The organism is Paenibacillus qinlingensis (assembly GCF_013204845.1).
Lineage (GTDB): Bacteria > Bacillota > Bacilli > Paenibacillales > NBRC-103111 > Paenibacillus_E > Paenibacillus_E qinlingensis.
On sequence record NZ_JABMKY010000037.1, the window covers coordinates 18,755 to 34,730 of the forward strand.

The window sequence follows — 15,976 nt, forward strand, 5'->3', positions numbered from 1 at the left end:
TTTGCTGCCTACAATACGTTCTAATGAACGATAAACACCGCTTCAGATCAGGGGCAAACCGTATTTCAGGGGGGCTAACCATCCTTCAGATGTTCCCCTCTTTGCTGCATTTCGCGGTACTTTCCAGGGGTAATACCTTCTATTTTTTTGAAAACACGGATGAAGCCGATATCTGTCGAATAGCCAACGCCTTGCGCGACTTGTAGAACAGTCATCCCTGGTACTTCAAGTAAGCGCTTCGCTTCTTTCATTCGAACTTCAATCATATAATCGGTTAAATTGATGCCATACTGCTTCTTAAATAAACCGGACACATATTGCGGTGTCATCCCAAAGAAATCCGCAATTGAAGTTAAACTAAGGGAATGATCTCCGTAGTGTTCATCAATATAAAGCTTCATTCGTTCTTGCCAACGTTCATGCTGTTCAGAGCGAGCCTCTTGTACACTGTTGCAAATAAATTGGCAAAGTTCTTTGACCTTCTTTAGCATATCTTCTGCAGACGTGCTGTTAATGATGAGTTTCACAGGATCAGAGCCATCTTCCTGCCATTGTTTCTCATCGATTTTCAAAGCATTAGTGACTTTGAGCACGGTGCCTAAGAGGTTCAAGAAGAGTAATTTACCTAGTTCTGGCGTCGTGTCACGAGAACCCATATTGTGTTGGTACAGCTCGTTCAGGAGTCGATCGACACCTTCATATTCCCCGCTTTTGAGACAATTCATGATTTGTGCTTCCATCTCCATCGGATAATGATAGTAAGTGCGTTCCAAGAAACGAATCTCATCGTAATGAATAACAGAGTTAATGCCGTGAATAATTCGGTAATCGAGGGCGTTAAGCGCTTCGTTATAACATCGGGAAGCTTCTAGTTTACCGAAATGCAGGGAGCTGGTCGCGACAGTGATCTTCATACGGAAGCGATCCTCGATGACACCCTTGAGCTCAGCGATTAAGCGGTCACGATTTAGAATGGTCTCCTCTGAGGCATCGGGGACATTTAATAGAAGAGCCAAGCGATTGTTATCCGTTTCAGTTACATAACCGGAATCACCAACGAATTCGCTGCTCAAATTGAATAATATAAACCGCACGAGCGCGCGATCTCGATCACTCTCGGCAATCCGATAATCTCGGCTTTCATCGACCTCTAGGATGATCACACTCACATAGGGATGTGGGAGCCTAACGCCCATGAAAGCGAGGGAGTCTTCCGTTAACTCGGTGTGATCGACTTCCCCTTTTAACAATCGGGTTAAAAAGTTGGCCCGCACGACCGGAAGATGCCCTGCTAACTGCTGCTCAAGTGCTTTGCCTTCGGCAACCGAGGCGGCAATGGAATTCCGAATGAATTCATATTCGTTCGAAAGACCATTTCGCGGTACATTTTTTCCTTTGTTAATGGCATAAACTAAATCACGGATCGGACTATAGCTGCGGTACGCCATCCAATAGGCGGCAGCACTGCCTGCAGCGACAACAAGAACTAACAGATAGATGGCCCATGTTTTGATTTCATTCACACGCTCTAAGACTACGCTCTTCGGCACCAGGGAAATATATTTCCAACCGCTGCGGCCTGTTGTGTAGGAAAGCATCTGTGTATGGCCACTCTCTTCATAGGTTTCGTAGCCATTGGCCCCTTGGGTCTCTGTAAGTAAGTTTGGAGATAGCTTGTATTCATTCGATGTGGAGAGGATGACTTGTCCCGTATCATCTAGAATGAACATGGAGCCGTTATTCACCCACTGGATCCCTTTCAAAAGATCAAGGATTTTCTGCTCATTAATGAGCATAACAATCGTGCCTTTGATGTTGCTGGTCTCACCCAGGGGCAGGGAAATAGCACTTGCGATGACATTCTTGCTTGAGAGATCGGGCGCAGAAGCAGATGTAGGCAGGTAGGTTAAATAGTGAAAGCCTGTTAAGAGCTCAGACCGAACCTGATCTAATGTTTTGCCTGGAAGTGGGTATAGCTTGGTAAAAAAGGTAGGGGCATCGGTTTTCAAATTGGGTGAAATCACAGTGTCTTCGTCTCGTAAGTAAATGTAGAAATCGTCAATAAATGGCGTGCTGTTGCGAATCGTTTTTAGCGCGCGGACTGCTTCTTCATATTGAATGTATTTTTCGTTGTCTTTGATCGTCCATAAGGTTTGAAGCTTAGGCTGTGTCGCAATCTGAATGCCAAGCTGTTCGATCTCTTGCAAATTGTTGTCTACGACCTGGCGAGCTTGTTCAAGCATAGCCAAATTCGACCGATTGGCAGTATCGACCATATTTTTTTCCATATTGGTATACAGAATGAACGTACCAGTTACGGGAATAAGCAGAATGAGGATGTAAGAGAGCCATAGCGTCAGAAAAATACTTTTACGTCGCAGCAGCATAGGTGAGCCCCTCCAGTGGGTGCGGGATATAGGTGGCATGGCATGTATGAACATATTGGATATGCTTGGAGAGAAGATGGGAGCAGTTTATCATATCTAACTGTCAGCATCAATGATTTCCTTGGTATCACAGCGAGCGAGGTGCGTCTTAAAACTGTCCTAAAATCGCAGCAGAAATAGGACCCTTCCAGCAAGTTGATATCGACCAACATATTTGTGTAAGATGAAGGGGAAGTTCCGCCTGCAATTTTTGGGAATCAGGAGTATGGAGGAGGCGAGCCATGGCGCGTTCAAAGCCGCTTTGGTTGCTAATTAGTTGGTTTGTTGTTGCCGTTCTGGGACTACTCGTATTGAAATGGACAGGTGTATGGGAGCATATAGATTTGAATTGGGTCACGAAATGGCTTCGTGATTTGGGCCCACTTGGGGGTCTGTTGTATATTCTGGCGTATACCTTGAGACCGTTGGTTTTGTTCCCGGCAACACCTTTGACGCTCTATGGGGGTTATGTATTTGGTGCCTTTTGGGGGACTGTCTACGATATTATTGGTGCAGGTGCTGGCGCGTTACTGTCATTCTACATTACACGCAAATGGGGCCGCGGCAGCTTTCAACGCATATTACGAAGCCCTAAGCTGCTTTCTTTCGACCAAAAAGCAGAGGAAAAAGGCTTCATGGTGGTGCTATATATGCGGCTTATGCCATTCTTTCCATTCGATGGGATCAGCTATGGCGCTGGATTATCGAAAATCCGTTTCTGGGACTATACGTGGGCAACGTTCATCGGAATTATTCCGGGAGCGATTGTTTATAACGTTTTTGGTGCTTCCTTAAATGATATCTGGTCATGGAAATTTCTTGGAGCTGTAGCGATGTATGCGGTTTTTGCTATCGTTCCACTGATTATTAAGAGAAGGCAAGGGCGCAAAGTGCGCCAAGCAGCATAAGAGGAAGACTGAACAAACAATTCGCCGTGGGAGGCAAGGAACAGATGAAAGGGAAAGTAGTAGCAAGGGATTTGATTTTGAGTTTAGGGGGAGCAGGTGCTCTGCTCCTTATCTTTATTGTGTTGTCGCAGAGCATCTCGGCAAAATGGCTGCAAGCTTTTGATCAACATGTAGGCGGTTACATTCAAGATCAAAGAGGGGATACCTGGACGCCTGTTGCAAAGTTTTTCACATTTATGGGAAGCGGATCCACGGAATTTATTCTCTTTTTTCTAGTTGCGGGACTGTTGTATTTTAAACTCAAGCATAAGTGGGAAACCCTTGTTTTATTCGTTGGCGTACTTGGTGCATGGCTGCTAAATTCGGGGTTGAAAGATCTTATTAAACGTGATCGTCCATCTGCCGAGCATTGGTTAGTGGAGGTGGATAGTTTCAGCTTTCCAAGTGGTCATGCGATGGTCTCCATACTCTTTTATGGTTTGCTTGCCTACTTGTTATGGGTAAATGTACGACATACATGGAGAGCGGCTTGGCTGATACCACCCGTTGCTGTCCTAGTCATTATGTGTATTGGGCTTAGTCGTATTTACCTCGGTGTGCATTATCCTAGTGATGTGTTGGCTGGCTACATGGCTGGGGGGCTTGGACTTATGGGTTGTATGTACGCGATTCGCACGATTCGGAGCAGGAGAATTATGGCATCCAGCAAGAAAGGGAAATACACATTCTTGGAGAATATGTAATAAAAAACAATACATATAAAAGATATCACGGGGGAATGTGCATGGCTATAGAGACATCTCGTTTTTTTACTTATGAGGATACGAAGAATCAAGACATCTTTTATCGGTTGCCTGATCATTGGTGGAGTAGACATTATGAGTACATATGGGCTTCCCATTTTGTTGAAAAAGATGACATTGTTCTAGATGCTGCATGTGGCTTAGGTCATCCCTTTAAGTATTATTTAGCAGACAAATGTAAAGAAGTGTACGCTTGCGATATGGATGAACGCATATTAGATTCGAACGAAATTATTAAAGAGCTGGAATATTATATTGGGAAAGAGAATATAGATCAAATTAACCTGCCTATGTTAAGTATTCCGAAATTTGCTGTTTCGGACATTTCAAATTTGCCGTATGATGACGCTAAGTTCGATGTAGCCTTCTGTATTTCAGTCATGGAGCATATCGATGACACAGAAGTGCAGCTTCGTTCCCTGCAAGAGTTTAAGCGAGTTTTGAAAGATGACGGCAAATTGATCATTACGGTTGATTATCCAGATGTAAATATTGAAAGCTTTTTAAGTTTGATTGCGGCTTCGGGGCTGCAATTGGTTGGAGATCATGACTTTATGAAGCCAGTTAATGCGATTACTTCTGACTATTACGGCCGGGACTTATGGTGTATTCGATTTGTACTTGAAAAAATAAGTGTTTAGCCTATCTGCCACGGTAATTACTCATCTCACAGGACAACGCCACTTCGGTTTGTCCTTTTTTCTTTTGTGAGCCGAGCGTTGTATAATTATGAGTTTCATCAGTAGTAGAAGACTCAGAAAGAAGGGATGACCATGCTAAAGCTAAGCATTCTTGATCAGTCACCGGTATCATCCGGATTTACCCATAGTGAGGCATTACAACAAACGCTTGCGTTAGCGCAACTCGCTGATCGCCTAGGTTACACCCGATTCTGGGTGTCTGAGCATCATAATTCAGCAGGGCTTGCAGGTTCTTCTCCAGAGGTGTTAATATCCACCCTTGCTGCTCGCACAAGCCGTATACGGCTTGGTTCTGGCGGCGTGCTGCTTCCTCACTACAGCGCCTACAAGGTCGCTGAGAACTTCCGTATGCTCGAGGCGCTCTATCCTGGGCGCATCGACCTTGGCATCGGGCGTGCACCTGGCGGCACGCCGCATACGGCCAAGGCGCTGCGTGGCGTCAGCGCCGATCTGTTCGAGGGACTTGAGCGGTTCCCTGCGCAAGTCACGGATTTGCTGCGGTTCCTCACCGACTCGGTGGAACCTGGGCACGTGTTCGAGGGCATCCGCGCCACCCCTTTGGTGGCCTCGATGCCCCAGGTGTGGCTGCTCGGCTCCACCGGACAGAGCGGGGTGTATGCGTCGCAGGCAGGCGCAGCCTTCTGCTTCGCGCACTTCATCAACGGAGCGGGAGGGCAGCATGCGGTGCGAAGCTACCGCAGCTCGTTCCAGCCGTCCGCTCTCAATGTCGTGCCGCAGGCGACGGTCTGTATTTATGTGCTGTGCGCCGAAACGACAGCTGAAGCGGAGGAGCTTGCGACCTCGGTTGATTTGCGTATTCTGCAAATGGAAAAAGGCGAGTTCACCGGAGTGAAATCGCCGAAGGAAGCAGCGGAATATACCTATTCCGATTGGGATCAAACACGCGTGCGAGACAATCGCTCACGGATGATCGTAGGTAATCCCGGTCAGGTCAGGGAGCAAATCCTGCGACTTGCTGAAAGCTATGGTGTCGACGAAGTGATGGTCGTTGCAGGTGGACACCAAGTGGAAACGAGACTGCGGACCGTGGAGCTGTTAGCGGAAGCTTTTGAGCTGAGTCATCAGCATAGTTACGTGATCTAGCGGGCTGATGGAAGAGTAAGGGCTAGCGCGTGCGCTTCGGACGCTTATCGATTTCTTGCGTCACAATGAAGGCCAGCTCTTCATTGCCAAAGAGGGAGAGCACGCCAAGCAAAGTGTCATCCGGTACCTCGCCGGCCTCCTCTTTGGGCACCGTCAGTTCAAGTGCCTTCTCGAGGGCTTCATTATTCGGTTGGTCTGGATAGGCGCTATGATAAAGTGCTGCAGGATCCAGACCATGGTTAATACACCACTGTGCAAAAACCAAAATCATCATATGCTCTTCACGTTTGTAATTTTCGATCATTTGCTCTTCTAATTGTTTATTATTCATCGGGTATTTGACATCTCCTTATATAACCTCATGGCAAAATAATGCATGATCTAGGCCAACTTCTGTCCACCTACGAGTGGATGGGTTCATTATAGCGAAAGATTAGGTGGATTCACAATGATTATTAAGAATGAGAAAATCAAAGCTTCCGAAGTTCAGGTTACAGGGCTGCAAGGTGAGGATTTAGGTGTAATGTCGACGAAAGACGCGCTTGCTCTTGCCAAAAAGTTAAAAGTCGACCTCGTCTGCACCTCGCTCATGAGCTCCCCGCCTCCTTGCAAGCTGATTGGAGCAGGCGCAGCCAAACAAGAGGCCCTGCAAGAAAAGCAGCAGGCGCGGAAGCAAGAGCAAGGTCCGAAGGTCAAGGAGCTTCGCTTGACGGCGAACATTGAGGATCACGATCTCGAGACGAAGCGTCAGCAAGCTGAGCGGATTTTGAAAGGCGGGGACGCCGTCCTGCTGGTCGTTAAGATCTCCGGCAAGGAAGGCGCCAAAGCCAAGGAATTGCTGGAAACGCTGGTGAAGGATCTTGGCTCCCACGGCAAGAAGCATACCGGCATCCAACTGAGCGGCAAGCAAGCTGCTGTTCAGCTGGATCCTTTGTAGAAAAAGCATGGACAACCCCTAGGGGAAGTCCATGCTTTTTTGGTGGGGGTGGTGGGACGAAGCAACTCCAGCAACCTAAACTACTCCAACCTACGCCAGCCGAGCGATTAAATGTAAAAAGTACAGTTAATTTCTTGAAATTTAACGGGTTTGAGCAAATAGCTGGAAAAACTCCATCTAATCAGGAGGTTATAGCCGAAAAGGTGCAATAGTAGCTATATTAACTACATATTTTCCATCTAATGGTTAGTAAGTCTCAGAATGAGCGAATTTAGATGTACTTTATCCAGTTATTTTGAGGAGGTAAGAGGTTGCTTGGTATATTTAGTCATATTGGTGCATTCACAAACTCATTAGCCACTATCCAATGATCGTGATTGCCTGGGAACCCATGAACTCCCACGCTTCTTTGAAAGAAGCGAGTGGATAGGCCTCTTGTTCACCAGTCATCGGATCGTTCATATAAGCATAATCATCATCCCAGCCAGTTAGCAATAAAGCATGTTCAGGCTGATACCACGGGACCAGCTCACCTGTCTCATCTTCCCACTCCAAGTCCAAATAAGGGCTATCCATATGCTCAGTTGCCCAAATCATGGCAGGACTGCCTTTGGCAATGACGCCAAGCAAATCCTCGAAAGAGGTGCCTGTCAGATCACGAACGTGACCAGGCAACCACTGATTCATCAGCTTAGCGACTGGGGTATGATAAATCCCATAGCCAATATCAAAAGGATCGCCAACGAAAACATTTTTGGGATTTGCTCCTACAAAGGCACCGAACTCATTCTCGTAGGGCATGTCCCCCGTGGGTAGAGCAAGAGCCATTTCTTCCTTCGTTATCGGCAGTCCAGCCCAATTCAGCAGCATAGTTGCAGCGACAGCTTCACAACCATTTGGCAGCTCGGGGAGCTGTGAGATGGCGGGTATCGTATCTATTTGAAAGTGATGCTGAGTAAGAATGGGTGCTTCTGAAGAAGTTGTCTGTGTCTGGTCAGTTGTGGATTTTACTTCAGCTCTAACAGATGTAGGTCCAGGAGTTAGAGGGGCATCGGTTGATGCCGTTTCAGTTGCTTTTTTATCTGCAAGGTTCCGTACTGGAGTTTCTCCTGCCTGAGTAAATGACATGAGAAGTTGTTTCGCATCAGGGGAATTTGATTTTACGAGTAGAATAAGTGTAAAGCTAGCCAAAGCCAGCAAGGCAAGTGTGAGCAATTTCAATTTCTTCATGTAGCACATCCGTTCCTATCAGTGATCTCATTACATCATGGGTGGCTAGAGAATGCAAGACATGACATCCAAAATATGCCTTGAGACACATACGCGACTGTCTTGTTCGCATAGACTAGGTAAACAAGCTATTCATCTCTATAAAAGATGAGTCTAATAAGATGACCGTGGAGGCATGAGATGAGACGTTTCTATTTGTGGTGTGCAGCTGCTTTTGCTTGTTATGCCTTTATCGTGATTGTATATTTTTTGAAAGGGGATTTATTTCAAATTCCTTTGACGTTAGTGGGAACTGTGGCGGATCCGAATACGTTTATGACCCACGCAGAAATTGCTAAAGCGGAATCACTTTCGCGGATTCATTCGTTAACCTTCTTTTTAAGCGCTCCATTGCAAATGGGTGTGACCTTAGCCTTATTCGGTATAGCCGTCAGCTTCCGCCAACTTGCGGAGAAAGTATTCCGAGCTTCTTTCCTGCAAATGTTTTTATTTGTAGTGCTTTTTACACTCGTTATGGACGTGCTGTTCCTGCCTATTGATGTATTTCTGTTCAAAATTGACCAAGCTTACGGCATTTCTAAAGAGACGCCTATCCTTTTTCTAAAAGATTATGTCAAAACCTTTCTCATTGATATCGTAGGCACGGTAGTCATGGTAGGAATTTTCAGATGGATTAGTAAGTGGAGTCCTAAGCGGTGGTGGGTATGGCTGTGGTTAATTTCAATCCCTTTAATCTTATTCGTTACGTTTATTCAACCTGTGGTGCTGGACCCGTTGTACAATCAGTTTCAGCCACTGCAAAATCAGGAACTGAAGAGGCAAATTCTTGATCTTGCTGCCAAATCGCACATCCCGACTGATCAGGTTTACGAGGTGAACATGTCGGAGAGGACGAATGCTATTAACGCTTATGTCAATGGGATCGGTGGGAACGCGCGTATTGTGCTGTGGGATACTATTTTGAATAAATTGCAGCCAGCTGAAATCCTAACAGTGATGGCGCACGAGATGGGGCATTACGTAGAGCGGCATATCTATTGGGGAATAGCCTATGGTGTTGCACTCAGTTTGGTTGGCTTCTGGTTGGCTTTCCATGCGTATCGCTTCATTTTACAACGTTGGGGTTCACTTTGGGGTATGCGAGGGGAGAGCGACTTAGCGGCATTACCGATTCTGCTGCTGCTCATCTCGTTGATGAGCTTTCTGTCATCACCAGCTCAAAATGCGTTCTCAAGGGTCATCGAGCACCGAGCAGACGTTTATGCGATGAAAATGACGGGGGATGGGGATGCTGCCATTCGGGCTTTTCAACATATTGCCAAAGAAAATCTTAGTCCAGTTACACAACCTAAGCTGGTGCAATGGTTCCGCGGCTCTCATCCGACGATTGAGGAGAGAATTACGTATTTTGAGCGGTATAAGAAGTAAGGGAGTTGGCGTTTAGTAGGCAAAAAACCAAAAAAAGCACGAATGCCAATTATCCACTAAGGGGAGTAGGCATTCGTGCTTTTGTAATTACTCAACTAGTCATTTCTGCGCGTCATTTGTTGCCACACAGAGCCTTCAGCCGCATGTCCGCCTTCGATACGCTCGAGCGCAATCTTTACTTGCATCCGAACCTCGAACTCGGGGTCGTCTGCAGCTTGCTTCAGATCCGGAAGCACGGTGTCGTCACCGACTTCATAGAGGAATCGCGCTGCGCGCCAACGGACCAGCTTGTTGCGGTCCTTCAGCGCCTTGGCCATCGCCGGCACCGCGGCGGGGTCGCCAAGATCGGACAGCGTATCGCCTGCGGTCCGACGCACAGAAGCTGTATCGTCCTCAAGGGCACGATACAGATAGGGCAGTACCTCGGGTTCCTTGATGTCCCCGAGGTACACCGTGGCCAGTCGCCGAAGCGACGTGTTCTCGTCCTGCAACGCAGTGACGAGAAGGGGCAGCGTCGTAAGCGACGGCTGGATCTTCTGAAGCGCGGCGTAGCGCAGCTTCCAATCCGGGTTGCGCAGCTGAGCCGCGGCTGCGACAAGATCCCCTGTGGCAGCCTCCTCCACAGGGGCTTCTGTGGTCTCCTGCATCGCGCGGGAGACCAGTTCTTCGACGCGGGCATCGTCGTAAGAAGCGTCCAGTTCCTGGACGACTTCGCCCGCGATGTCCGACAGCTCGCCGTAACGGACGCCGAGCTCCTCGAGCTTCCGCTCTTTGATCAGGTTCGGCGATGCCGTACCTGCGCGCACCGCAGCTTGCGTGAAGCGCTCCGGCATAGCTACGCGCGCTTCTTCTGAGCCTGCGCGCACCCGAACCTGGAGCGGAATACCGCGAAACATTTGCACGAGCACCTGTGCTTCGCCAAAAGCGGCGTCAGTAGTAGGCTGCTCGGTCGGCAATCCAGTGCCAGCCGCTGGCTGAGCTTCGCCATAGATCTCGCGCGCTTGCGCCAGGATGAACTGCCAGTCGCCCTTGGAGCTGCGATCTACCGCGATGAAATCGGCTGCATGGAACACACTGATAACGCCAGGCACCGCAAGCAGCTTCTGCACTTCCACGGGAGCGCCAACTAGATTCTTCTTCGTATACGTTTCTCTTACACTGGCAGGCAAGGACTCATCCATGTTGAGTTTCATGGAGTTGGGGCTGGGTGTAGGTTCGATGGAAATGATTTTCATTACGTTCAACTCCTTAGTAGGAACGGACTAGTCACGACTTCACCGTTCTTTTTTGGTTAGATGAAAAGGCCCGGACGGGGGACCGTCCAGGCCTTTATCTGCAGTTAGTGGTTGTTCAGAAAATCCACTTTTGAACACAAGCTTCTAGTCTAAGTCGACCAAATTACGATTTAAATATAGATCCAATGTTTTGGTAAGATCAAATACCGTATGAGCCAAGTCCACATTTTCAAAAACATGGTCGCATTGATCTCGGTAAGCTAATTCATTTTCGTAGTCGGACAAATATTTAGAGGCGATCTCTTCAGAATCTCCGCTTTCTTTCATTCGCTCTTCGAGCGTATCTCGCTGGGCATAAATGAAGATTTGAACGACACGGTCACCGTATATCTTTTTGAGTGTCTCGGCACCAAAACGGTTCAGAATCAAGTAGATGCTGCCACTTTGCTGGAACATTCGTTCAATATCGGAACTTTTGATACCATACAAATGGTCATTAACGGTACTTACCTCGATGAATTCACCGCCAGCTTGTGCTTGAACAAATTGGGCGGGTGAGATGAAGTGATAATCTTGACCATCTTCCTCTGTCGCTTTAGGAGGTCGTGTGGTGTACGAAATCACTTGTTTCATCCCCAGCGTGGAGCCGGACATTTCCGCAACGGTTTTTCGGCCTGCCCCGTGTGGGCCAGTGAATACAAAAATCATTTCCTTATCCTTTAATGCGTACATGGAACATACCTCCTTCGATTGGATGGGGGGGTAAATCCTACGTGCGAGCACGGGTTGAAACGATTTTTATAAAATTGAATCTGAATAAACCATACTTATAGTTTACATCGTAAGGCTTCATCGGTAAAGACTTGGATGAAATCGCTTCATCGGCCGGCTTAGCGTTTGCTGCCGCCGCCGCGAGTGCCTCTTGGCGCACTTCCACGAGCGCCGCCTTGCCCGCCGCGCGGGCCGCTTGGTCTGTCGCCGCGCGGAGCACCGCCGCGTGATCCGAAGCTGTCTCCGCGAGGAGCTGCGCTGCGCGCACCACGCTCATCACTCCGTCCGCGAGGAGCGCCGCCTGTGCGAGCGCCGAAGCCCTCGCTGCGCGGAGCGCCGCCTGTGCGAGCGCCGAAGCCCTCGCTGCGAGGAGCGCCGCCTGTGCGAGCGCCGAAGCCCTCGCTGCGAGGAGCGCCGCCTGTGCGAGCGCCGAAGCCCTCACTGCGAGGAGCGCTGCCTGTGCGAGCGCCGAAGCCCTCACCGCGAGGAGCGCCGCCCGTGCGAGCGCCGAAGCCCTCACCTCGAGGAGCAGCACCGCGTGCAGCTCCATCGCCACGGCCTTTGCCGCCGCGAATGTTGCGAGACGCGCTAGCCGCGTCATCACGACCTGCGCCAGCGTACTTGTTATATGGCGAGTAAGACTTATCGCCATGTGGAGCTGAACGTTTGCGCTCTGTACCTTCACCACCGCCGTTGTAGGAACCAGTTACGCGTGCTTTCGCAGCGCCCATGTTCGTTCCGCGAGCTGGAGCTGAATTCGTAGTTGGCGATTCGTGAACAACCGTTGCGCGCCCCCATGTATTCGGGCTACGCTCCGAGTTCACTTTAGCCGGTCTTTCGCCTGATCGCCCAGCACCTGCTGAACCTCCGCGTGAGCCAAATTTGTCTCCTTTGGAACCATAACCTGTTTTCCGCTCGCCACCGTATTGAACATTAGCGCGGTCGCCACGTAATTCGCGTGCGCCAGGTCTTCCTGCACGTCCGCCGCTGCGTTGCTCTGGGGCACCGGTGCGGTCATTACGTCTGCCACCGCGTGAAGAAGCTCCAGTTCCACCTTTTCGTGCAGAACCTCTGCCATCTTGCTCGATATAATCTTCTGTTTGGGAACGAACAACACGTCTTTGCTGTCCATCCGCACCGCGCAATGACATTTTGATGCCTTTTTCGATAAGTTCAATCGTTGGCATATCACGTTGTGTTGCGAAAGTCACAGCAACGCCTGACTCACCTGCACGGCCCGTTCTACCAATCCGATGAATGTAGCTTTCGGCATCTTGAGGTACATCATAGTTAAAGATATGCGTTACGCCTTCCACATCTAAACCGCGAGCTGCGATATCGGTCGCGACTAAGAGTTCTATGCGTCCTTCTCTGAAACGCTTCATTACTTGTTCGCGTTTCGCTTGTGACAAGTCTCCGTGCAGTTCATCGGACATCAAACCGATTTCTTGCAGCGTTTCGTTGAGCGCAATCGCTTTGGCTTTGGTCCGACAGAAAATCATCGCAAGGTAAGGCCTATATTGTTTAATTGCTGCAATAAGAGCGTCTTGTTTATCACGATCAGTCGTAGGGACAAGCACCTGCTGAATTTCAGTCAAAGTGACTTGTTTACTTTGAATTTTAATTTCTTTTGCTTCCTTCATATAAGCCTTAGACAGATTGATGACCTGTTCAGGCATTGTCGCAGAGAAGAGCAGCGTTTGGCGATAAGGAGACGTTTGCGCAATGATATCCTTGACTTCATGCAAGAAGCCCATGTGCAACATTTGATCTGCTTCATCTAAAACGAGTATTTTCAATTTATAGAAGTTGATAGAACCGCGACGAAGATGATCAAGCAATCTTCCCGGTGTTCCTACTACTATATGTATGTTGCCTTGAAGCTTTCTAAGCTGTTTTTCTACATCTTGTCCGCCATAGGCAGCTAGGACCTTCGCACCTGTGATTGGGACTAGGGTTTTCAACTCATTGCTGATTTGAATGGCTAACTCCCGAGTAGGGGTAAGAATAAGCGCTTGAACATCGGAGCTTTCTACATCAATTGTTTCTAATATAGGAAGTACAAAGGCAAGGGTTTTACCTGTACCTGTTTGAGCTTGTGCGATAACGTCCGAACCTTTTAACAATACTGGAATCGCTTCTCGTTGAATGGGGGTCGGTTCTACGACACCTTGATTTTGCAAAACTTGAACTAATTGTTCTCTAATACCTAATGAGGCAAATCCATTTGACATGGGTAATTGGCCAGCTCCCTTTTTCCTTCTTAGTAAAGACGATTCCCTCATTGTACAGGAATGAAAGACAAATGAAAACAGGAGCCGACCCACAAGCAGAAATAAACTACTTTATTAATAGAAGTTTTACATGCTAGTTGTGCTCCAAAAGGCGTGGCAAGACCTCCTAAGAAATAAAGCTATCTTTAGGAGGCCAGCCCTAGTTAGTCTAGTCTTGGGGTAGTGATTGCGCCGTTCCAAACACACGTGTCACCGTCTGATTGAAGTCGGTTAGTAGAGGCATAAGCGAATGACCTTTCCAGCTCTCCTGTGCGAAGCTATTCATTTTATTGAGGAAATCCCGATTTGCCGAGATATATACATCCATGAGATCGGGTTTAAGGACGCGAAGCTTTTCAGCAATAGCTTGTTTGAACGGATGAGAAAGTAAATCATGATGAATGGCTGTCTCGTAACTATTGTAACCTTTATTCAAATCATTAGCCGGTAAAGAGTCATCGTAGGGATTGTCATCGTTGTAGAAGCCCTTAGTGGTTCCTTGATTATTCGTCTCTTTCGTCAATCCCTTTGTACCTACCGCACTGCTATCCATCATTAGCGCGACATAGGCGTTCTGATTCGTAATCATGACGAAGGCGGTGTTTACCCCGTCCATGGTGTGCAATTGATCTGAAAGATACTGGCTATATTCCAACTTGGTATTGTTGTGCGTCACTGGTCCGGAGAGTTGCTGTACTTGATAGGCTCTTTCATTCTGATCAGCCTTTTCGACATGAACGCCATAATTCGAGCTAGTAGAGTCGTCACGATCGCCTCTGTACTGTTTACCGCTAGAACCACATGCGGATAATGTGAGCAGTAGGAATATGATTCCACAAATCGGAAAACCTAACTTCCTGAACATAATTAACAGACCTCCCATTGCGATTTATTGTCTATAGGATGAGATGTTTCTGTTTAATTATTCGTGTTCACAAATAAAGGCTTTTATGCATAAAGAGGTGGGTGTATGGAAATAACCATGAAGGGAAATATATCGCTACAGACGCTGTTTAAGAACAATTTGTGAACTCTCCTACAGCGATTGACAAAAAGTTTTCACGAATTTATAGTTATTAAAGTGAATTGACATGGGCATGGCCTTCGTGGTAAAAATATTGTTTTAAAAGTGGGGTTGATACAATGAGTCAATTGAAAAAGTTCTGGCGTCTGCTACCCCTTTTAGCGGTGATGACGTTCATGCTAACTGGGTGCGGAGACCCAACCTTATCTGCTTTAGTGCCAAAAGGTCCTGTGGCGACGGAGCAGCTTTATTTAATGAAATTAAGTCTCTTTATCATGATTTTTGTCGTAATTGTCGTATTTGCGATTTATGTGTACGTTTTAGTTCGCTTTCGCAAGCGTAAAGGCGACGAAAGCATACCGAAACAAGTCGAAGGAAGTCATGTTTTGGAAATTATCTGGACGGTAATTCCAATTCTCTTACTGTTAGTACTTGCGGTGCCAACAGTGTCCTACACGTTCAAACACTCCGAGAATTATAACAAGAACAAAGACGCTATCCATGTGAAAGTCACTGCACATCAGTTCTGGTGGCAGTTTGAATATCCAGACCTTGGTATCGCAACAGCGCAACAGCTGGTGATTCCTAAGGACAAAATCATTGCCTTTGATGTCGTTTCTGCTGACGTTGCTCATGCTTTCTGGGTACCATCCCTAGGTGGTAAAGTGGATACGAACCCAGGTATCCGTAATACGCTTTATTTGCAAGCTGATGAAATTGCAACGTTCCAAGGTAGATGTACAGAGCTTTGTGGAGCTTCACATGCTTTAATGAACTTTACCGTTGCGTCTAAGTCTGAAGCAGACTTTAATGCTTGGGTTGCGAAAATGAAAGCACCTTCTACCGTGCCAGCATCTGCTCAAAAGGGTGAAGAGCTTTTCAAAGAAAATTGTATGTCTTGTCATGCTGTTAATGCTAGTGGTCCAGGGGTTGCGCCTAACCTTAAAGGCTTCGCAGACCGCGACACACTTGCAGGCATCTTGGAGAAGACACCTGAGAACTTAGCATCGTGGATACATAATCCGCAAGAACTGAAACCGGGTAACAAAATGCCAGCTTTCGGTAAAGAAGCAAATGGTAAATTAGATGACGCTCAAATTAAAGATATTGTTACGTACTTACAAACATTGAAATAA

Annotated in this window: 14 protein-coding genes; 7 read left to right on the top strand and 7 right to left on the bottom strand. The window is 47.5% G+C overall.

Annotated elements, in window-relative coordinates:
* Positions 1-74: 74 nt before the first annotated feature.
* The gene (locus HQN88_RS35325) at positions 75-2,387 is read right to left on the bottom strand and encodes a helix-turn-helix domain-containing protein (RefSeq protein ID WP_173121078.1); all 2,313 of its coding nucleotides are present in this window, start codon (positions 2,385-2,387) and stop codon (positions 75-77) included.
* Between the two features lie 281 nt (positions 2,388-2,668).
* Here HQN88_RS35325 and HQN88_RS35330 point away from each other — a divergent pair, with 281 nt between their 5' ends.
* The 4 genes from HQN88_RS35330 (at position 2,669) to HQN88_RS35345 (ending at position 5,942) form a co-directional block, all read left to right on the top strand.
* Positions 2,669-3,334, top strand: a complete 666-nt coding sequence (locus HQN88_RS35330) for a TVP38/TMEM64 family protein (protein WP_173121080.1) — start codon at positions 2,669-2,671, stop codon at positions 3,332-3,334.
* Positions 3,335-3,378: 44 nt separating this feature from the next.
* Positions 3,379-4,077 carry a phosphatase PAP2 family protein gene (locus HQN88_RS35335; RefSeq protein WP_173121082.1) on the top strand — a complete coding sequence of 233 codons (699 nt, stop codon included), beginning with the start codon at positions 3,379-3,381 and terminating at the stop codon, positions 4,075-4,077.
* Positions 4,078-4,118: 41 nt separating this feature from the next.
* Positions 4,119-4,778: a class I SAM-dependent methyltransferase gene (locus HQN88_RS35340; protein WP_173121083.1), complete on the top strand. Its 660-nt coding sequence runs from the start codon at positions 4,119-4,121 to the stop codon at positions 4,776-4,778.
* A 132-nt stretch (positions 4,779-4,910) separates the two neighbouring features.
* On the top strand, positions 4,911-5,942 hold the full coding sequence (locus HQN88_RS35345; protein WP_173121085.1) for an LLM class flavin-dependent oxidoreductase: 1,032 nt from the start codon (positions 4,911-4,913) through the stop codon (positions 5,940-5,942).
* Between the two features lie 22 nt (positions 5,943-5,964).
* Here HQN88_RS35345 and HQN88_RS35350 read toward each other — a convergent pair whose 3' ends face one another.
* Positions 5,965-6,273 (bottom strand): hypothetical protein, encoded by a 309-nt coding sequence (locus HQN88_RS35350; protein WP_056608254.1) that lies wholly within the window; start codon positions 6,271-6,273, stop codon positions 5,965-5,967.
* A 117-nt stretch (positions 6,274-6,390) separates the two neighbouring features.
* On the opposite strand from HQN88_RS35350, the gene infC reads away from it, so the two are divergent.
* Entirely contained in the window at positions 6,391-6,879 is a 489-nt protein-coding gene (gene infC, locus HQN88_RS35355) for a translation initiation factor IF-3 (RefSeq protein WP_173121087.1), read from the top strand.
* A gap of 360 nt (positions 6,880-7,239) precedes the next feature.
* Here the strand turns inward: infC and HQN88_RS35360 are convergent, their stop codons facing one another.
* Complete coding sequence (locus HQN88_RS35360; protein WP_173121089.1) at positions 7,240-8,109, bottom strand: C39 family peptidase; 870 nt, start codon at positions 8,107-8,109, stop codon at positions 7,240-7,242.
* Between the two features lie 180 nt (positions 8,110-8,289).
* On the opposite strand from HQN88_RS35360, the gene HQN88_RS35365 reads away from it, so the two are divergent.
* A complete protein-coding gene (locus tag HQN88_RS35365; RefSeq protein WP_173121091.1) occupies positions 8,290-9,537 on the top strand; it encodes a M48 family metallopeptidase in 1,248 nt (415 codons plus the stop codon).
* Between the two features lie 95 nt (positions 9,538-9,632).
* On the opposite strand, the gene HQN88_RS35370 is transcribed toward HQN88_RS35365, so the two are convergent.
* The 4 genes from HQN88_RS35370 to HQN88_RS35385 form a co-directional block, all read right to left on the bottom strand.
* Positions 9,633-10,772, bottom strand: coding sequence for a virulence factor (locus HQN88_RS35370; RefSeq protein ID WP_173121093.1), 1,140 nt, complete (start codon positions 10,770-10,772; stop codon positions 9,633-9,635).
* A 144-nt stretch (positions 10,773-10,916) separates the two neighbouring features.
* The gene (locus tag HQN88_RS35375) at positions 10,917-11,504 is read right to left on the bottom strand and encodes a guanylate kinase (protein WP_173121095.1); all 588 of its coding nucleotides are present in this window, start codon (positions 11,502-11,504) and stop codon (positions 10,917-10,919) included.
* Between the two features lie 158 nt (positions 11,505-11,662).
* The gene (locus tag HQN88_RS35380; RefSeq protein WP_173121097.1) at positions 11,663-13,777 is read right to left on the bottom strand and encodes a DEAD/DEAH box helicase; all 2,115 of its coding nucleotides are present in this window, start codon (positions 13,775-13,777) and stop codon (positions 11,663-11,665) included.
* 208 nt (positions 13,778-13,985) lie between these two features.
* Positions 13,986-14,681, bottom strand: coding sequence for a hypothetical protein (locus HQN88_RS35385; protein WP_173121099.1), 696 nt, complete (start codon positions 14,679-14,681; stop codon positions 13,986-13,988).
* 278 nt (positions 14,682-14,959) lie between these two features.
* On the opposite strand from HQN88_RS35385, the gene coxB reads away from it, so the two are divergent.
* Positions 14,960-15,976, top strand: coding sequence for a cytochrome c oxidase subunit II (gene coxB / locus HQN88_RS35390; protein ID WP_173121101.1), 1,017 nt, complete (start codon positions 14,960-14,962; stop codon positions 15,974-15,976).